Genomic DNA, 15,286 nt, shown 5'->3' with positions numbered 1-15,286 from the left:
AAAGCTATGAATAACGATCCAAATACGAAGGAAAACCTGGACAAACTGATATCGAGAATCAAGGATGTGAAAATCGCCATGATGACCACCGTGGATGATGATGGCACCCTGCGCAGCCGCCCCATGAAAACCCAGCAGTCGGAGGCGGACGGCAACCTGTGGTTTTTTACAGGCTATGAATCGGGCAAGTCGCACGAGATTGGGCATGATGCCCACGTGAACCTGAGCTACGCCAACCCCGATGACAACCTCTACGTGTCGGTTTCGGGCAGAGCGCAGGTGCTGCGCGACCAGCAAAAGATTGACCAGCTGTGGAGTCCCGACCTGAAAGCCTGGTTCCCGAACGGCAAAGAAGACAAGAACATTGGTTTAATCCGCGTGAAGATTGAGAAAGCCGAGTATTGGGATACACCAAGCAACACCATGGTGACCCTGATAGGCATAGCCAAAGCCGCCATCACCGGTGAACCATCTAAAGGCGGCGAAAACAAGAAAATAAACCTGTAATTTGGATAAAGATTGCATCTCTCTGCAGCACCTGCCTTACCTTGGTAACGGCAGGTGTTTTTTTGGACCTAAGCCTCTCCCTAAAGTATAAACCCGGCATGCAAACCTCCGCACCCCGACTCACCACCCTCACCCTTTTTGGCATCCGGAGCGGGCACCTCCCCTGGGGGCTGGCTCAGATGGGTACCTCCGGCCCAAAACTGCAACAGGTACCCGGGCTGCAGTTCTTCAAACTGCTGGGGAGCGGGCATGGCAAAGGCTTCAGTATGAAACCCAACTTCAGAAGGTACGGCTTGCTGTGCACCTGGGAGAACGAAGCCGCCGCAGACGCCTTTCTGCAGGAATCCGCGTTGATGCAGGAGTATAAACTTCATATAGACGAAGTATGGACCGTGAAGCTGCTGCCTTTCCAATCGCATGGGCAGTGGGACGGGCAGGAGCCCTTCGCCCCCACGCTGACGGAAAAGTATACGGGCGGCCCCATGGCCGTGCTGACGCGGGCAAGTATAAACTGGCGCGCCCTTCCCTCCTTCTGGCGCTTTGTACCCCAGGCAAGCCGGGCGCTGGACGCGGCAGAGGGCCTGCTTTGCTCTATCGGACTTGGCGAACTGCCGCTCGTGCGGCAGGCGACTTTCAGTGTGTGGGAGTCGGAGGAGGCGATGAAAGCTTATGCGTACAAAAACCCTCTGCACCGCGAGGTGATGCGCCGCACCCGCGCCGAGAACTGGTACAGCGAGGAGCTTTTCGCCCGCTTCAAACCTATCGGCAGCTCCGGCTCCTGGAATGGCGTAGACCCGCTGCAGGTTGCGTTGGCAAACCGCTATGTCTAAAACATCCCTGCCAGGCCAAAAAGTATAATACAGATGCTGCTGCCCATGTTTAAGAGGCTCACCACCCTTTGGTTTTTCAGGAATCGGCCCAGCGTAGCCCCGAAAAGGGCCAGCACAAACTGAATCAGAACACTTCCTGCAAAAATTGCCAGGGCAAGTATAACTATGTGCCCCGCCCCGCTCACCGGAGAAACGAGTTGCCCTGAAAACCCGACAAATGCGACAATGGTCAGGGGATTAACCACCGTCAGCAGGTACGTCGACAGCAGGTATCCGATATCGCTTCGCTTCTTGCCGCTGTGCTGCTCAGGCTGCGCATCTTTTGTCGCTTTCAGGCTGCCACGTAACATCCAGAGGCCGAATACCAAAAGTATGAACGAAGTTAGCAGTTCGAAAAGACGAGCGTTCAGGTTAAGGTATCCGACTATCACAGAACCAATTGTGAAGGCGACAAGGCCATAGGTGAAATCGGCCAGCGCCGCGCCCAGGCCACTAGACAGCCCGCTTTTGAGACCCAGGGTAAGGCCACGGTTGATGATAAGTATGGCGATGGGCCCAACCGCCACCGCCAAGGTCACCCCGAAAACGAATGCTTTCAATACTTCCATGAGCTTGTTTTTTGATCAGAAGACGGCGGCAGACCATAAAAGACGCAGAAAGGGTAATTTATTTATGCTTGTGCTTCTTAAGGTGCTCCATAATATCCTCCAGCATGTCCAGCTGCAGCTGCTGTATCTCCACCAGGTGCTGGTTCTGGTGCATCAGCAGGTGGTCGAGCTTTTCGTGCAGCAGGCGTATCTCCAGTTCGGCTTTCAGGTTAATTTTGTAGTCGTGCTCTGAGCGCAGGCGGTCTTTGGCTTCCTGCCGGTTCTGGCTCATCATGATGATAGGCGCCTGAATGGCTGCCAGGCACGACAAAATCAGGTTTAGAAGTATAAACGGGTAAGGGTCGAAAGGCCTGTTTACCAGCAAGTACACGTTCACGGCCATCCACAGCAGCAGGAACGAGAAAAAAAGCAGGATAAACGTCCAACTGCCCCCGAAACTGGCAATCCTGTCTGCCGCGCGATCTCCTAAGCTGATTCGCTCCTCCAGCTCCTCCTCCACGTTGCTCGACAGAAGCTCCTGCTGGTTGATACTTTTTACAACATCTTCCTCCAATTCTGTCAGCTCGCCCAGCTCCTGCCGCAGCATTTGCTCCAGGTATAGTTTGCGGTACTTGGTAAGAATATGGGAGGCAACCGGCTTCGACTCATCAAAATCCGGGTAATCGGCTACAATAAGCTTGAGCAGGCCCGGCCGGATGGCTTTACCAGGAACCAGGAGGTGTTGCGGCAACCTCTTTTTGGTAATCTGGCAAATACCGAACGGATCGTGATGGTGGCGCATAAACAGAAAGAAAGAGCCCTGACGCTACTATATACCAGTTTAGGCGCCTAAAGGGTTCTGATCCGGGGCAAGCTCCTGCAGCACCCGCTCCAGGTGGGCCTTCATGCCGTCGTAAGGGCGGTAACCGCGGTTGATGAGGTGGATGCTGGTGCCGTTGAGCAAGTATAAACTCGGGAAGGCTGTTGCCTGCAGGTGCCTGGCGATGGTGAAGTCCTGCTTTGTCTTCTCCTGCATCTCCTCGGAGTTAAACTTCTCCAGAAACTCGTCTTCTTCTACGCCCAGTGAGGTGGCGATGCTGGCTAGCACCTCCGGCCGGGTAACATCGTTGTTCTTGGCGTAGAAGGCGCTTTGTACGGCCTCCGCCATCTGCAGCTCCTGCTCAGGCTTGAGGTAACGCACCGTCACCACGGCGCGACAGGCGGGCTCTGTGTCATACACAAAGTCATCCCGGTCAAAGAAAGTATAATCGAAAGGCTGTTCCGTTATTTTCTCCACGTCCTGCCAGTGCTGCTTTATCCCCTCCTTCATCTGCTCTTCCAGCGGCTTTTCCGTGCCCGGTCGCAGCCCGCCCATCACGAGTTTGAACTGTATTTTATCCTCGTTCTCAGCCACCAGTTGCTTGAAAACCGGCGCGAACCCATAGCACCAGGAGCACATCGGGTCCATCACGTAAATCAGGTGGATGACGTCGAGTAAATCATGTTTCTTCTGTTCCATGGCGCAAAGGTAGCTTTTTGGAGGATTTATACTTGGTTTTACGTTGGGAATGGCTGTGGAGTGGTTTGATAGTGGTTAATTGCAATGATCTGCCAAGACTGGCGCAAGCGTCCGCTTGTGCCTACTTATACTTTGGCTATACTTTTATACTTGCTGATTTATACTATACTTGCTGTGCCCCTGCTTCCTTCCAATTGAGGCAAGCTATCCTTTCAAACTACCGTTCATCCTCTAGTTCCCACAAACGTCTTGTTGCATCTCTGGCTTTGGAGCTCTCAAGCCCGAGAGGGCTCGCCTTCAGGCATCGCGCTGCTTTCGCTTCCTGCCCTCGTGCCTCGGGCTGCCTTGCAGGCACCGGAACCTCTCGAGGCGCTCAACCCAAAGGCTGGGAAGAGAATCGATAGCCATGGCCATTACTGTCATCTCGACCATCGGGAGAGATCTCTTTAGAATTCCGGATAGATCTCTCGCGCTGCTCGAGATGACAGGGAAAGTATGAAGTATAAACTCCCCGCCTTAGACAAGGAGGGGTTAGGGGTGGTTGGACCCGGTAATGCTGTAAATTGCTTACCTAAGACATAGAATCTCCACCCCTGATGTTACCTCGCCCTTTGGAAAAGTTCCGCATAAATTCCCAATAGATCTCTCACTGCTACGCTGGCTCATTTCGGCTCTCGCCTCAAAAATGTTCGAGATGACAGTAGAAGTAATAGAACTCCCACCCTGTTCTTAGGGGAGGGCTGGGGTTAATGCTCGCGCAGTTGTAGTTGGATCCGGTACTGCCAAAGCTCCTCCCCTGCTCCAGGCACTCGAACTTGTACTTCTCTGCTGGCAAACCAACACTAACAACCTAAGAAAAACAGCCCCAGCGCCTGCTACTTCACATTTTAGCCGGGCAGCAATTTAACAATCCAACAATTAACAATTATCTTAGCAGCTTAACTAGGAACAAGCGAATACACGATAAACTATGTCAGAGTATAATTTCAATCAGATTGAGAAGAAATGGCAACGCTACTGGGAAGAAAACCAGACGTTTAAAGCCAAGGAAAGTGACGATAAGCCAAAGTACTATGCCCTGGATATGTTCCCGTATCCGTCCGGCGCCGGACTGCACGTTGGTCACCCGCTCGGCTACATCGCCTCTGACATCGTGAGCCGTTACAAGCGCCTCAAAGGCTTCAACGTGCTGCACCCGATGGGCTTCGACTCCTTCGGTCTGCCTGCTGAGCAGTACGCTATCCAAACCGGGCAGCACCCGGCCATCACGACCGAGCAGAACATTGCCCGTTACGTGGAGCAGCTCAAAAACATTGGCTTCTCCTTTGACTGGCAGCGCGAGGTGCGCACCTCAGACCCCAGCTACTACAAGTGGACGCAGTGGATCTTCATGCAGCTTTTCAACAGCTACTACAACTATAGCACCGATAAGGCCGAGCCGATTGATGCCCTGGTGCGTGTGTTTGAGCAAAGCGGAAACGAGAAAGTAAACGCCGCTTGCGACGAGGATACCCCGGCTTTTTCTTCGGAAGATTGGGCTGGGTTCGATGAACAGCAAAAATCTGAGATGCTGCTGAAGTATAGGCTGACCTATGTGGCCGAAGCGGTGGTTAACTGGTGCCCTGCCCTGGGCACGGTGCTGGCCAACGACGAAGTGGTGGGTGGCGTGTCGGAGCGTGGCGGCTACCCGGTGGAGCGCAAGAAAATGCGCCAGTGGATGATGCGCATCACTGCCTACGCCGAGCGCCTGCTGCAAGGCCTGGAAGAGATTGACTGGCCGGAGCCAATCAAAGAAATGCAGCGCAACTGGATTGGCAAATCCGTAGGCGCTGAGCTGGATTTTGCGGTAGAAGGCAACGAAGAAAAGATCAAGGTCTTTACGACCCGCATCGATACGATTTTCGGGGCAACGTTTGTGGTGCTGGCTCCGGAGCATGACCTGGTGGCGCAAATTACTACGGATGAGCAGCGTGAGCAGGTGGAAGCCTACGTGAATGTGGCCAAAAACCGTTCGGAGCGCGAGCGTATGACGGACGTGAAAACCGTGAGCGGGGTATTTACCGGTGCTTACGCCATCAACCCGCTCTCCAACGAGCGCGTTCCGATTTGGACAGCAGACTATGTGCTGGCCGGTTATGGCACCGGCGCTGTAATGGCCGTTCCGGGCCACGATAGCCGCGACTATGCGTTTGCCAAACATTTCAACCTGCCTATAAGAGAGGTGGTAGCAGGCGGAAACCTGGAAGAAGAGGCTTATGCCGCCAAAGAAGGAAAAATCATCAACTCCGGTTTCCTGAACGGGCTGGACGTGAAAGAGGCCATCCAGGCAGGTATCGCTAAGGCTGAGGAACTGGGCGTAGGCAAAGGCCGCACGAAGTACCGCATGCGCGATGCCGTGTTCAGCCGCCAGCGTTACTGGGGTGAGCCGGTGCCGGTATACTTCAAAGACGGCGTGCCGCACCTGCTTAAGGAAGAGGACTTGCCGCTGGAGCTGCCTAAGATCGACGCTTACCTGCCTACCGAAACTGGTGAGCCGCCGCTGGGCCGCGCCGTGGATTGGAAGTATAACGGACAGTATGAGTATGAGCTGAGCACCATGCCAGGTTGGGCGGGCAGCAGTTGGTACTGGTACCGCTACATGGATCCGCAAAACGACGCTGCATTTGCCGCGAAAGACAAAGTGGCATACTGGCGAAGCGTGGATTTATACATCGGAGGTTCTGAGCATGCCACCGGCCACCTGCTCTACTCGCGCTTCTGGAACAAATTCATGTTTGATCTGGGCCTGGTGGTGGAGCAGGAACCCTTCAAAAAGCTCATCAACCAGGGCATGATCCAGGGCCGTTCGAACTTTGTATACCGCATCAAAGACTCGAACAAGTATGTTTCCTTCGGCCTGAAAGAACAGTATGAGGTAACGCCGCTGCACGTAGACGTGAACATTGTGGAGAACGACGTGCTGGACCTGGAAGCCTTTAAAAAGTGGCGACCAGAGAACGCCGATGCGGAGTTTATACTGGAGGATGGCAAGTATATCTGTGGCGTCGAGATCGAGAAAATGTCGAAGTCGAAGTATAACGTGGTGAACCCGGATGACATTGTGGAGCGCCAGGGGGCAGACACGCTGCGCATGTACGAAATGTTCCTGGGCCCGCTCGAGCAGTTCAAGCCCTGGAACACCAACGGTATGGACGGCGTGCATAAGTTCCTGAAAAAGTACTGGAAGCTGTTCTTCGACAAGGAAGGCAACCTGCAGGTAACGGACGAGGAACCGACGGCTGAGGAGCTGAAGTCGCTGCACAAGACAATCAAGAAAGTGGAGGAAGACATCGAGCGTTTCTCGTTCAACACCTCCGTATCTACCTTCATGATCTGCGTGAACGAGCTGAGCCAGCTCAAGTGCCACAAACGCGCTATTCTGGAGCCACTCACGGTTATCCTCTCCCCTTACGCGCCACACATCACCGAGGAGCTTTGGCAGCAGCTGGGGCATCAGGAAAGTATAAGCAACGCCGCTTTCCCGCAGTGGAAGGAAGAGTACCTGGTGGAGAACACCTTCGAGTACCCCGTGTCGGTGAATGGTAAGATGCGTGCCAAGCTTTCCTTTGCTTTAGATGCGCCACGCGAGGAGATTGAGAAGGCAGTATTGGCGGAAGAACAGGTTACCAAGTTTTTTGATGGAAAAGCACCAAAGAAAATAATTATCGTGCCTAACAAAATCATCAACGTGGTAGTATAAAGGATCCCCATTATACCAACTAACTTTTATCAAGAAGCCGCTTTCGCAGATTTAGCGAAAGCGGCTTCTTCATTTTCCGCCTATGCAGGTTATCGGAGAGAGCATGCAACAAAAAAGAGTTGACGAAAGAAGCCATGGCCTCTCTGGTCAACTCTGGTTTGTTTTAAGGTGTAAGGTTAGTAAAGTGAGATGGTTTATGCGGTTAAGGTTTCGTAGGCGGCTAATCTCTCTTCAGCCGTCACAATAGAGTCGCGTACTTTCTGCAGCAGGTCCACCAGAACGCTGGCCTCCTGCTCGGTCAGCCCTTGCAACAGGCCATCCAGTTGGTATAAGTCTATGTCTATCGCTTCGAGCAACTCCAGGCCTTTATCCGAGATCACAATGTTTACCAGACGCTTGTCGGCCGGGTTCTGTGCTACGGTAACAAATCCTTTGGCGTTCAGGCGGCTTACCAGGCGAGAGGCATCAGACATTTTGTCGAGCATCTTCTCACGCAGGAAGGAAGTAGAGACAGGTGTGGGATACTGACCTCTCAGAATGCGCAGGGCATTGTACTGCTGGTTTGTCAGCGAGAATTTTTTAAAGAAGTTCTCATACCCGTTGCTTAAGAAGCCATATGTGTACAACAGGCTCATACTGGCTTTTTGCCAGTCATTCCGGAAAGTTGTAATGCTTAGTTGTTCGTTAAGGTTCATGGTTGTGTTAAGGTGAGTTTACCAATTATAAGAAAAAAAAAACAATTGATGAACTTTTAACACAATAAATTAATCGCAATAACGTTATATTGCTACCATAACATTGAAAGCCAGGCGTTTAACATTACAACATTGATGTGATTACATCAGTGTTTTCCCTTCAATAGCAAAGCTGCCTGCCTCCTTCGCGTCCTCTCCTCTTAGCAGGCACCGGCTTTTATACTTGTACTTGATTTAAATGTGCTTGATGATGAAGTAAATGACTCCTGCCAAAAACATCAGGATAGATATTTTATTGATGGTATGCATCGTGCGCAGGTTAAAATTAGTTTTGCGGTTGGGGTCCTTCTTCCGGAAAAAATAAGTAGCCACCTCCGTCAGGTCAAAAAGTCCCTTTTTCATATTATATGGTGTTTTGTATGTTGAGGAAGTATAAAGCGTTCGGTTTGCCTTATACTTTCCACTGTGTTCTTTGTGCCAGGATGGCTTGTTAAAAAAGGTTTATACTTCCTCCTCCAGTTTAACAGGCTCAATCCAGCGGTTATCTTCCCGAATCAGTTCAATCAGCTCGTCCACGGCTCGCTCGGCAGGCACCGATTTCTTTACCACCGTTTGCCCGCGATAGAGCGCAATCTTGTCTTTGCCCACGCCCACGTAGCCATAGTCTGCGTCTGCCATTTCGCCGGGCCCGTTTACAATGCACCCCATGATGCCGATTTTCACGCCTTTCAGGTGATCGGTACGTTTGCGGATCATGGCGGTGGTTTCCTGCAGGTCGAACAGGGTACGGCCACAGCTCGGGCAGCTGATGTACTCCGTTTTGCTCATCCGGGTACGGGCCGCCTGCAGGATGCCGAAGCTCAGTTTGTTCAGGGTGTCGATGGTCTGCAGCTCGTCCTGTTTCTCCTGTGCGGGCAGCAGTTCGGTGCTCAGCAGGATGCCGTCGCCCAACCCATCAATAAGCAAACCACCTACATCAGTAGCGGCGTACAGTTGCACCTGGTCCGGTGTCAGTTGGCCATACCCCCGCTTCACGATGCAAGGCGTTTGCACCCCGTTATTTATCAGGCGGATAAAGCCCTTGCGCAACTCCGGCATGGCGTGCCCATTCTGCGTGTGCAGCACCAGCACGGCGGTGTTGTCTTTCTTCAGTGCGTCCATTAGCTCCGGCGTCAGATCGTGCACGGTGGCAAGTATAAAGTTCAGCTTGCTGTGCCTGCGGGCGTCGCTCAGGTATACCTCCGGAGTCAAGAGCGGATGCCGATCCTCCTGGTGCTCTGCCTGCTGCCAGGCAGTGTAATTCACTATCTCCTTCAGTCCGTTGGGCAGCATAAAAGAGACAGGGTTATCGCCGGTAAAGATATAATCCGCCCCCAGGTCATTCATGTTGAACTTGTCGAGCAGCATGGAGTACAGGTGGCCAACGGCTTTCAGGTCAGCATACTTTACATCCGTCAGTCGGCTCAGGTCGGCTACCACGCGCGGCACGTTCAGCGCGCCCAGATTCTCCACCTCTATTGTCTCCCGGCGATGGTACTGGAACGGGTCAATTGGGTTATGGCAGATAGGTTTAATAGGCTGTGCCTTTTCAGCGCGGTGCGTATAACGGTCTATCAGCGCCTGCGCGACGGGTGCCTCCGCCTCCGGCGCCTCTGTCAGCGACACGCGTACGGTATCGCCCAAACCGTCCTCCAGCAAAGTGCCAATGCCCACAGCCGACTTGATGCGCCCGTCCTCTGCCTCACCGGCCTCTGTTACGCCCAGGTGCAGCGGGTATGGCTGCAGCCCCTCCTCGTCTAGCTTCTGCACCAGCAGACGGTACGCCTGCACCATCACCTGCGTATTGGAGGCCTTCATCGAGATCACAATGTCGTAGTACCCCTCATCCTCACAGATGCGGATAAACTCCAGCGCGCTCTCCACCATGCCCAGCGGGGTGTCGCCGTAGCGGCTCAGGATGCGGTCCGAAAGCGAGCCGTGGTTGGTACCGATGCGCATGGCCGTGCCGTGCTCCTTGCAGATGCGCACCAGCGGCACAAAGCGCTCCCGGATCCGGTCCAGCTCGGCCTGATACGAAGCATCGTCATACTCTATGACCTGGAATTTCTTCTTGTCGGCGTAGTTGCCGGGGTTTACGCGCACTTTCTCTACGATGCGGGCGGCCACCTCGGCGGCGTTTGGCGTGAAGTGGATGTCGGCAATAAGCGGAACACTATAGCCGCGCTTGCGGAGTTCGTCCTTGATGTTTTGCAGGTTTTCGGCCTCTTTTATACTTGGCGCCGTGATGCGGATATACTCACAGCCCGCCTCAATCATGCGGATGCACTGCTCCACGGAGCCCATGGTGTCCATGGTGTCTACCGTGGTCATCGACTGCACCCGGATGGGGTAATCGCCTCCCACGGGTACTCCTCCAATATTTACAACGCGCGTTCTGCGGCGCTTATATTCTACCAGGCTAGGGCAGTAAGATTTATCTGTGCGATCAAGTTGACACTCCATATGTCTCTAACTAATGTATCGTCTGCTTTGTTCAATTGGCAAAATACGTAATTTTCCGGGCAACCTCCTGCTAAAAGGCTGGATTAAAGTATAGCTGAACCTACGGAAGTATAGCATAAAAGCCTCCTCCCCGATGCTGCCTGATTTACGTACAAAGGATAAAACGACAAAAACCATGATTTACATGCACCAGTTCATCCCCCGAAATGCATCCCATCGGCTGCAGCAGCTGCAGCACTGGGGCCGGCTGCGGCAAGAGCAGGTTGGCCAGGCCTACTATCTCACCAAAGATACCGTGCTTCAGTTTCTGCGCCGGCAGCTGGAGCGCGGCAACTGGCGTGAGGTGCAGGAGGTGCTTCGGGGCAAGCCTATGACACGGGCAGGACAGTTCCTCTACCACGAGCTCCGCGACCGGGTAATTGGAAAACTGATCATGCGGCTGGGTTTGCGCAAGATTATTGCGGTTGGCCTGGCCATGGTATTGCTTCCGGTTATACTTGCCCAAGTGGCCGGTGAGCTGCTCAGGCGCATCAGGCAATAAAAAAGGCACCCGGTGCGGGTGCCTTTCTTCATCGTAAAGTATAGACTTAGTGGCGGAACAGCAGCTCGCGGTATTTTACCAGCGGCCAATCGTTGTCGTCTACCATCAGCTCCAGCTTGTCTACAGCGTAGCGGATAGGCTCGAAGTAGCTTAGCACCTCCTCGTTGTACATGATCGCACGCTCACGGGCATCCTCTATCTTGTTGGCCACCTTACGGGAATTCACCATGTCGCGCACGTTTTTCTGAATGGCGGTGATGTAGCCGGACATTTTCTTGATTCCCTGGATGGTGCTTTCAGTGTACTCATCCTCCAGACCAAGTTCCTTCAGGCCGCGCACGTTCTGGATCAGCTTGTTCTGATAGGCAATGGCTGTCGGTACCACGTGGTTCATGGCCAGGTCGCCCATAATGCGTGATTCGATCTGAATCTTCTTCACGTACTCCTCCAGCAGAATCTCGTGGCGGGCCTCCAGCTCCAGCTCCGAGTAGATGCCGTGCTTACTGAAAACTTCTTTCACTTCTTCCCTGCCGTACACATCCAGCGCGCGCGGTGTCGACTTGATGTTGGAAAGTCCGCGACTGGCAGCTTCTTCTTCCCACTCTTTGGAGTAACCGTTGCCTTCGAAAATGATGTTCTTGGAGGCTGCCACGTACTCACGCAGTATCTGAATAATGGCCAGCTCTTTCTTCATGCCGCTTTCAATCAGCTCATCCACCGACTTGCGGAACTCCTGCAGCTGATCGGCCACGATGGTGTTCAGGGCCGTAACCGGCGAAGAAGAGTTGGCAGAAGAGCCCACAGCACGGAACTCAAACTTATTACCCGTGAAGGCGAACGGAGAAGTACGGTTGCGGTCGGTGTTGTCGCGCAATACCTCCGGAATCCTGTCGATACCCAGCTTCAGGTACATGTTGTCGCCTTTCTCAATCGGAATCTTGGACGTGCGCTCAAACTCATCGAGCACCGCAGAAAGCTGCTGCCCGATAAAAACCGACATGATGGCCGGAGGTGCCTCGTTGGCACCCAGGCGGTGGTCGTTGCTGGCAGAGGCGATGCTGGCGCGCAGCAGGTCGGCGTGCTTATGCACGGCCATGATGGTATTAATGAAGAAAGTCAGGAATTGCAGGTTTTCCTTCGGCTTCTTGCCCGGGCTCAGCAGGTTTACACCGGTGTTGGTGCTCATGGCCCAGTTGTTGTGCTTACCGCTGCCGTTTACGCCCTTAAAGGGCTTCTCGTGCAACAACACCTTAAAGTTATGGCGCTCCGCCACACGGCCCATAATGTCCATCAGCAGCTGGTTGTGGTCAACGGCCAGGTTGGCGTCCTCAAAAGTTGGGGCGCACTCATACTGGTTGGGGGCCACTTCGTTGTGGCGTGTTCTCAGGGGAATGCCCAGGCGCAGGGCCGATCTCTCGAAGTCAACCATGAAGGCGTGCACACGGCTTGGGATGCTGCCGAAGTAGTGGTCCTCGAGCTGCTGCCCTTTTGCCGGCGCGTGTCCGAAAATGGTGCGTCCTGTAATCACAAGGTCCGGGCGCGCCTCGTACAGCGCCTTGTCTACCAGGAAGTACTCCTGCTCGATACCCAGTGTAGTGTTTACCTTCACCACGTCCTTGTCAAAGTACTGGCAAACCGGAACAGCCGAATCATTGAGTAGCTTCAGCGATTTAAGAAGCGGCGTTTTATAGTCGAGGGCCTCACCGGTGTAAGAAACGAAGATGGTTGGGATACAAAGGGTCTTGGATCCGGCGTTCTCTATCAGGAAGGCAGGGGAAGACGGGTCCCAGGCGCTGTACCCACGTGCCTCGAAGGTGTTACGGATGCCACCGCTCGGGAACGAAGAAGCGTCGGGCTCCTGTTGCACCAGCGCGCTGCCTTTAAAGGTCTCGATGGCCTCACCATCGCCGGAAAGGTCGAAAAAGGAGTCGTGCTTCTCGGCAGTGGCGCCATTTAGTGGCTGAAACCAGTGCGTGTAGTGCGTGGCCCCTTTGCTGATAGCCCAGGTTTTCATGGCGGCAGCCACAGCATCGGCCAGGTCGCGGTCTACCCGCTCCCCTGCCTCGATGGTGCGCTGCAGGCGCTTGTAGTTCTCCGAGGACATGGTAGAACGCAGGGCACCGTTGCCAAATACGTTTTCGCCGAAAAAGTCCGAGATGATGTGAGAAGGCAGTTTTACCTCTCCTGGTTTGTGCTGGTTAGCCTGCTCCAGCGCTTTGATACGGATGGTTGCCATGGGCGTGTGGGTTTGGGTTTTAAATCTGCACCAAATTTAAGCACAAAATTTAAAACCAAATTATCTACCCCCTATTTTTTTAGGGGGTATCTGCATTTTTTTTGACTTAACATCTAACACCCCCTTTCTTTGCATACCCCTATCACAACAAAGCTCTCATATTTGCCAAATACCCCTATTAAAAGATAACCCTCCATACTTTCGCATAAACAAACGCTTTCAGGAAACTCTTGTAGACGGCTGCAGAGTTATACTCTATATTTGTGTCGTGAAACGCCGTATCTTCTACCAACCCTTATACTTTCTGTTCTGGATACTTTACTTTATAGTAGCCAGAGCCATCTTCCTGGTTTACCACCTCGACCGCAGCGCCGACTTAAGCTCCTCGGAAGTGCTCTATACTTTTGTGTATGGCCTGCGGATGGATGCCTCTTTTGCCGCCTATATAAGTATAGTGCCCTTCCTGCTCCTGCTGGTTGCAAGCCTGTGGAAGCGCCTGCAGGTAGCAAAAATTATCCGCTACTACACCACCATCCTACTGGTGCTGCTGTCTGCCCTGCTCACGGTGGATTTGGAGTTGTATAGCCACTGGGGGTTTAGGCTGGATGCTTCGCCGCTGCAGTACCTGAGCTCCCCGGCCGAAATGGCTGCCTCCGCTGCCGCCGCCCCCCTGTTTATACTTTTCATCGTAACTTTTGCCGTCGCTGCGGTATTTATACTCTTCTTCCGCCGTTTCTTCGACCTGCCAAAGTATAAACCAGACCCCAAGCCATGGGTGCTGGCCGGCTTTTCGCTGCTTTTCGCTGCCTTGCTGGTGCTCCCGTTGCGCGGCGGGTGGCAGCAGATTCCGATAAACCAGAGCGTGGTATACTTCTCGGAGAAGCCTTTCGCCAACCACGCCGGCATCAACATGCCCTGGAACCTGATGCACGCCCTGCTCAAGTATGAGAAATCGGGCAGTAACCCCTATCAATATATGCCCGAGGGAGAGGCTGCGGAACTGGTGCAGGCGCTATATACTTCTGCCTCACCAGATTCTGCTGAAAACCTGCTGCGGGTGCAGCAACCGAATGTGCTTTTCATTATCCTGGAAAGCTATACCGCTAAGTTTGTAGGGAGCCTGGGCGGCGAGAAGGGCGTAACGCCAAACCTGGACAAACTCGCTGCCCAAGGGGTTAATTTTACTAACATCTACGCCTCCGGCGACCGCAGCGAGAAAGGCATGGTAGCCCTGTTAAGTGGTTACCCGGTGCAGACGACGACCTCTATTATAAAGTATCCGCAGAAAACGGAAAAACTACCCCAGCTGAGCCAGATTTTGCAGGAGCAGGGCTACAGCACCAGCTATTATTATGGCGGCGAGCTGGAGTTTGCCAATATCAAGTCGTACCTGCGCAACGGCGGCTACAAACGGCTGATCGACAAGTATGACTTCGACCCGAGCACCTATAACTCCAAGTGGGGCACCCACGACCATGTGCTGTTTGCCCGCGTGCAAGAGGATCTAAAAACGGAAAAGCAGCCGTTTTTCTGCACCGTTTATACGTTGAGTAGCCATGAGCCCTTCGAGATTCCAATACCGGCCAAATTTCCGGGCACCGATGAGGAGGCGCAATTCCGCAACAGCGTATACTATACCGACTGGGCGCTGGGCAAGTTTATAGAAGAAGCTAAGCAGCAGGATTGGTGGCAAAACACGCTTGTGGTGCTGGCCGCCGACCATGGCCACCGCCTGCCGGGCAACGACCCCAACCACGTTCCCTCTAAGTTCAAGATTCCGTTTATACTTACTGGAGGGGCATTGGCTAAGGGAGGCATTACCATAGACGCCATCGGAAGCCAGGCTGACATTGCCGCGACCTTACTCGCGCAACTGCAGCTGCCGCACCAGCAGTTTACCTGGAGCCGCAACCTGCTCTCGCCTACGGCCTTACCTTTTGCCTTTTATGTCTTTAACGATGGCTTTGGCTACATCACCCCCAACGGCGTGCTCACCTATGACAACGTAGCCAAACAGCCCATCATCTGGGAAGAAGGCGTAACGGACGCGCAGCTAAAGCAAGGGCAGGCGTACATGCAGGCGTCGTTTGAGGATTTTGTGCGGAAGTAGGGTTGTTCAGGAGATCGGAA

General features: G+C 53.4%; 13 protein-coding genes. 5 read left to right on the top strand and 8 right to left on the bottom strand.

The window, feature by feature from the left end:
* The first annotated feature begins 6 nt into the window (after positions 1-6).
* Together C8N40_RS07530 and C8N40_RS07525 are read left to right on the top strand one after the other, a co-directional pair.
* On the top strand, positions 7-507 hold the full coding sequence (locus tag C8N40_RS07530) for a pyridoxamine 5'-phosphate oxidase family protein (RefSeq protein ID WP_108211171.1): 501 nt from the start codon (positions 7-9) through the stop codon (positions 505-507).
* A 98-nt stretch (positions 508-605) separates the two neighbouring features.
* On the top strand, positions 606-1,337 hold the full coding sequence (locus C8N40_RS07525; protein WP_108211170.1) for a DUF3291 domain-containing protein: 732 nt from the start codon (positions 606-608) through the stop codon (positions 1,335-1,337).
* Here the strand turns inward: C8N40_RS07525 and C8N40_RS07520 are convergent.
* The 4 genes from C8N40_RS07520 to C8N40_RS23275 all read right to left on the bottom strand — a co-directional run bounded on the left by C8N40_RS07520 (position 1,334) and on the right by C8N40_RS23275 (position 3,875).
* Complete coding sequence (locus C8N40_RS07520; RefSeq protein ID WP_108211169.1) at positions 1,334-1,945, bottom strand: LysE family translocator; 612 nt, start codon at positions 1,943-1,945, stop codon at positions 1,334-1,336. The two genes, C8N40_RS07525 and C8N40_RS07520, sit on opposite strands and share 4 nt — an antisense overlap.
* A gap of 58 nt (positions 1,946-2,003) precedes the next feature.
* Positions 2,004-2,726 (bottom strand): DUF1003 domain-containing protein, encoded by a 723-nt coding sequence (locus C8N40_RS07515; protein WP_108211168.1) that lies wholly within the window; start codon positions 2,724-2,726, stop codon positions 2,004-2,006.
* A 39-nt stretch (positions 2,727-2,765) separates the two neighbouring features.
* Positions 2,766-3,443 carry a DsbA family protein gene (locus C8N40_RS07510; RefSeq protein ID WP_108211167.1) on the bottom strand — a complete coding sequence of 226 codons (678 nt, stop codon included), beginning with the start codon at positions 3,441-3,443 and terminating at the stop codon, positions 2,766-2,768.
* Between the two features lie 297 nt (positions 3,444-3,740).
* The gene (locus C8N40_RS23275; RefSeq protein WP_281259498.1) at positions 3,741-3,875 is read right to left on the bottom strand and encodes a hypothetical protein; all 135 of its coding nucleotides are present in this window, start codon (positions 3,873-3,875) and stop codon (positions 3,741-3,743) included.
* Positions 3,876-4,413: 538 nt separating this feature from the next.
* Here C8N40_RS23275 and leuS point away from each other — a divergent pair.
* The gene (gene leuS / locus C8N40_RS07505; protein ID WP_108211166.1) at positions 4,414-7,182 is read left to right on the top strand and encodes a leucine--tRNA ligase; all 2,769 of its coding nucleotides are present in this window, start codon (positions 4,414-4,416) and stop codon (positions 7,180-7,182) included.
* Between the two features lie 194 nt (positions 7,183-7,376).
* Here leuS and C8N40_RS07500 read toward each other — a convergent pair whose 3' ends face one another.
* The 3 genes from C8N40_RS07500 to ispG form a co-directional block, all read right to left on the bottom strand.
* Positions 7,377-7,877 (bottom strand): MarR family winged helix-turn-helix transcriptional regulator, encoded by a 501-nt coding sequence (locus C8N40_RS07500; RefSeq protein WP_108211165.1) that lies wholly within the window; start codon positions 7,875-7,877, stop codon positions 7,377-7,379.
* Positions 7,878-8,111: 234 nt separating this feature from the next.
* Positions 8,112-8,279: a DUF6728 family protein gene (locus C8N40_RS22615; RefSeq protein ID WP_170114042.1), complete on the bottom strand. Its 168-nt coding sequence runs from the start codon at positions 8,277-8,279 to the stop codon at positions 8,112-8,114.
* A 99-nt stretch (positions 8,280-8,378) separates the two neighbouring features.
* Positions 8,379-10,379: a (E)-4-hydroxy-3-methylbut-2-enyl-diphosphate synthase gene (ispG, locus tag C8N40_RS07495; RefSeq protein WP_108211164.1), complete on the bottom strand. Its 2,001-nt coding sequence runs from the start codon at positions 10,377-10,379 to the stop codon at positions 8,379-8,381.
* Between the two features lie 175 nt (positions 10,380-10,554).
* Here ispG and C8N40_RS07490 point away from each other — a divergent pair, with 175 nt between their 5' ends.
* Complete coding sequence (locus C8N40_RS07490) at positions 10,555-10,920, top strand: hypothetical protein (RefSeq protein ID WP_108211396.1); 366 nt, start codon at positions 10,555-10,557, stop codon at positions 10,918-10,920.
* Between the two features lie 46 nt (positions 10,921-10,966).
* On the opposite strand, the gene C8N40_RS07485 is transcribed toward C8N40_RS07490, so the two are convergent.
* On the bottom strand, positions 10,967-13,156 hold the full coding sequence (locus C8N40_RS07485; RefSeq protein WP_108211163.1) for a glutamine synthetase III family protein: 2,190 nt from the start codon (positions 13,154-13,156) through the stop codon (positions 10,967-10,969).
* Positions 13,157-13,424: 268 nt separating this feature from the next.
* Here C8N40_RS07485 and C8N40_RS07480 point away from each other — a divergent pair, with 268 nt between their 5' ends.
* Positions 13,425-15,266 carry an LTA synthase family protein gene (locus C8N40_RS07480; RefSeq protein WP_108211162.1) on the top strand — a complete coding sequence of 614 codons (1,842 nt, stop codon included), beginning with the start codon at positions 13,425-13,427 and terminating at the stop codon, positions 15,264-15,266.
* Positions 15,267-15,286 lie beyond the last annotated feature (20 nt).

The organism is Pontibacter mucosus, assembly GCF_003054055.1.
GTDB lineage: Bacteria > Bacteroidota > Bacteroidia > Cytophagales > Hymenobacteraceae > Pontibacter > Pontibacter mucosus.
Note: the sequence above shows the minus strand (reverse complement) of the source record. Positions and strands in the feature narration are given on the sequence as shown.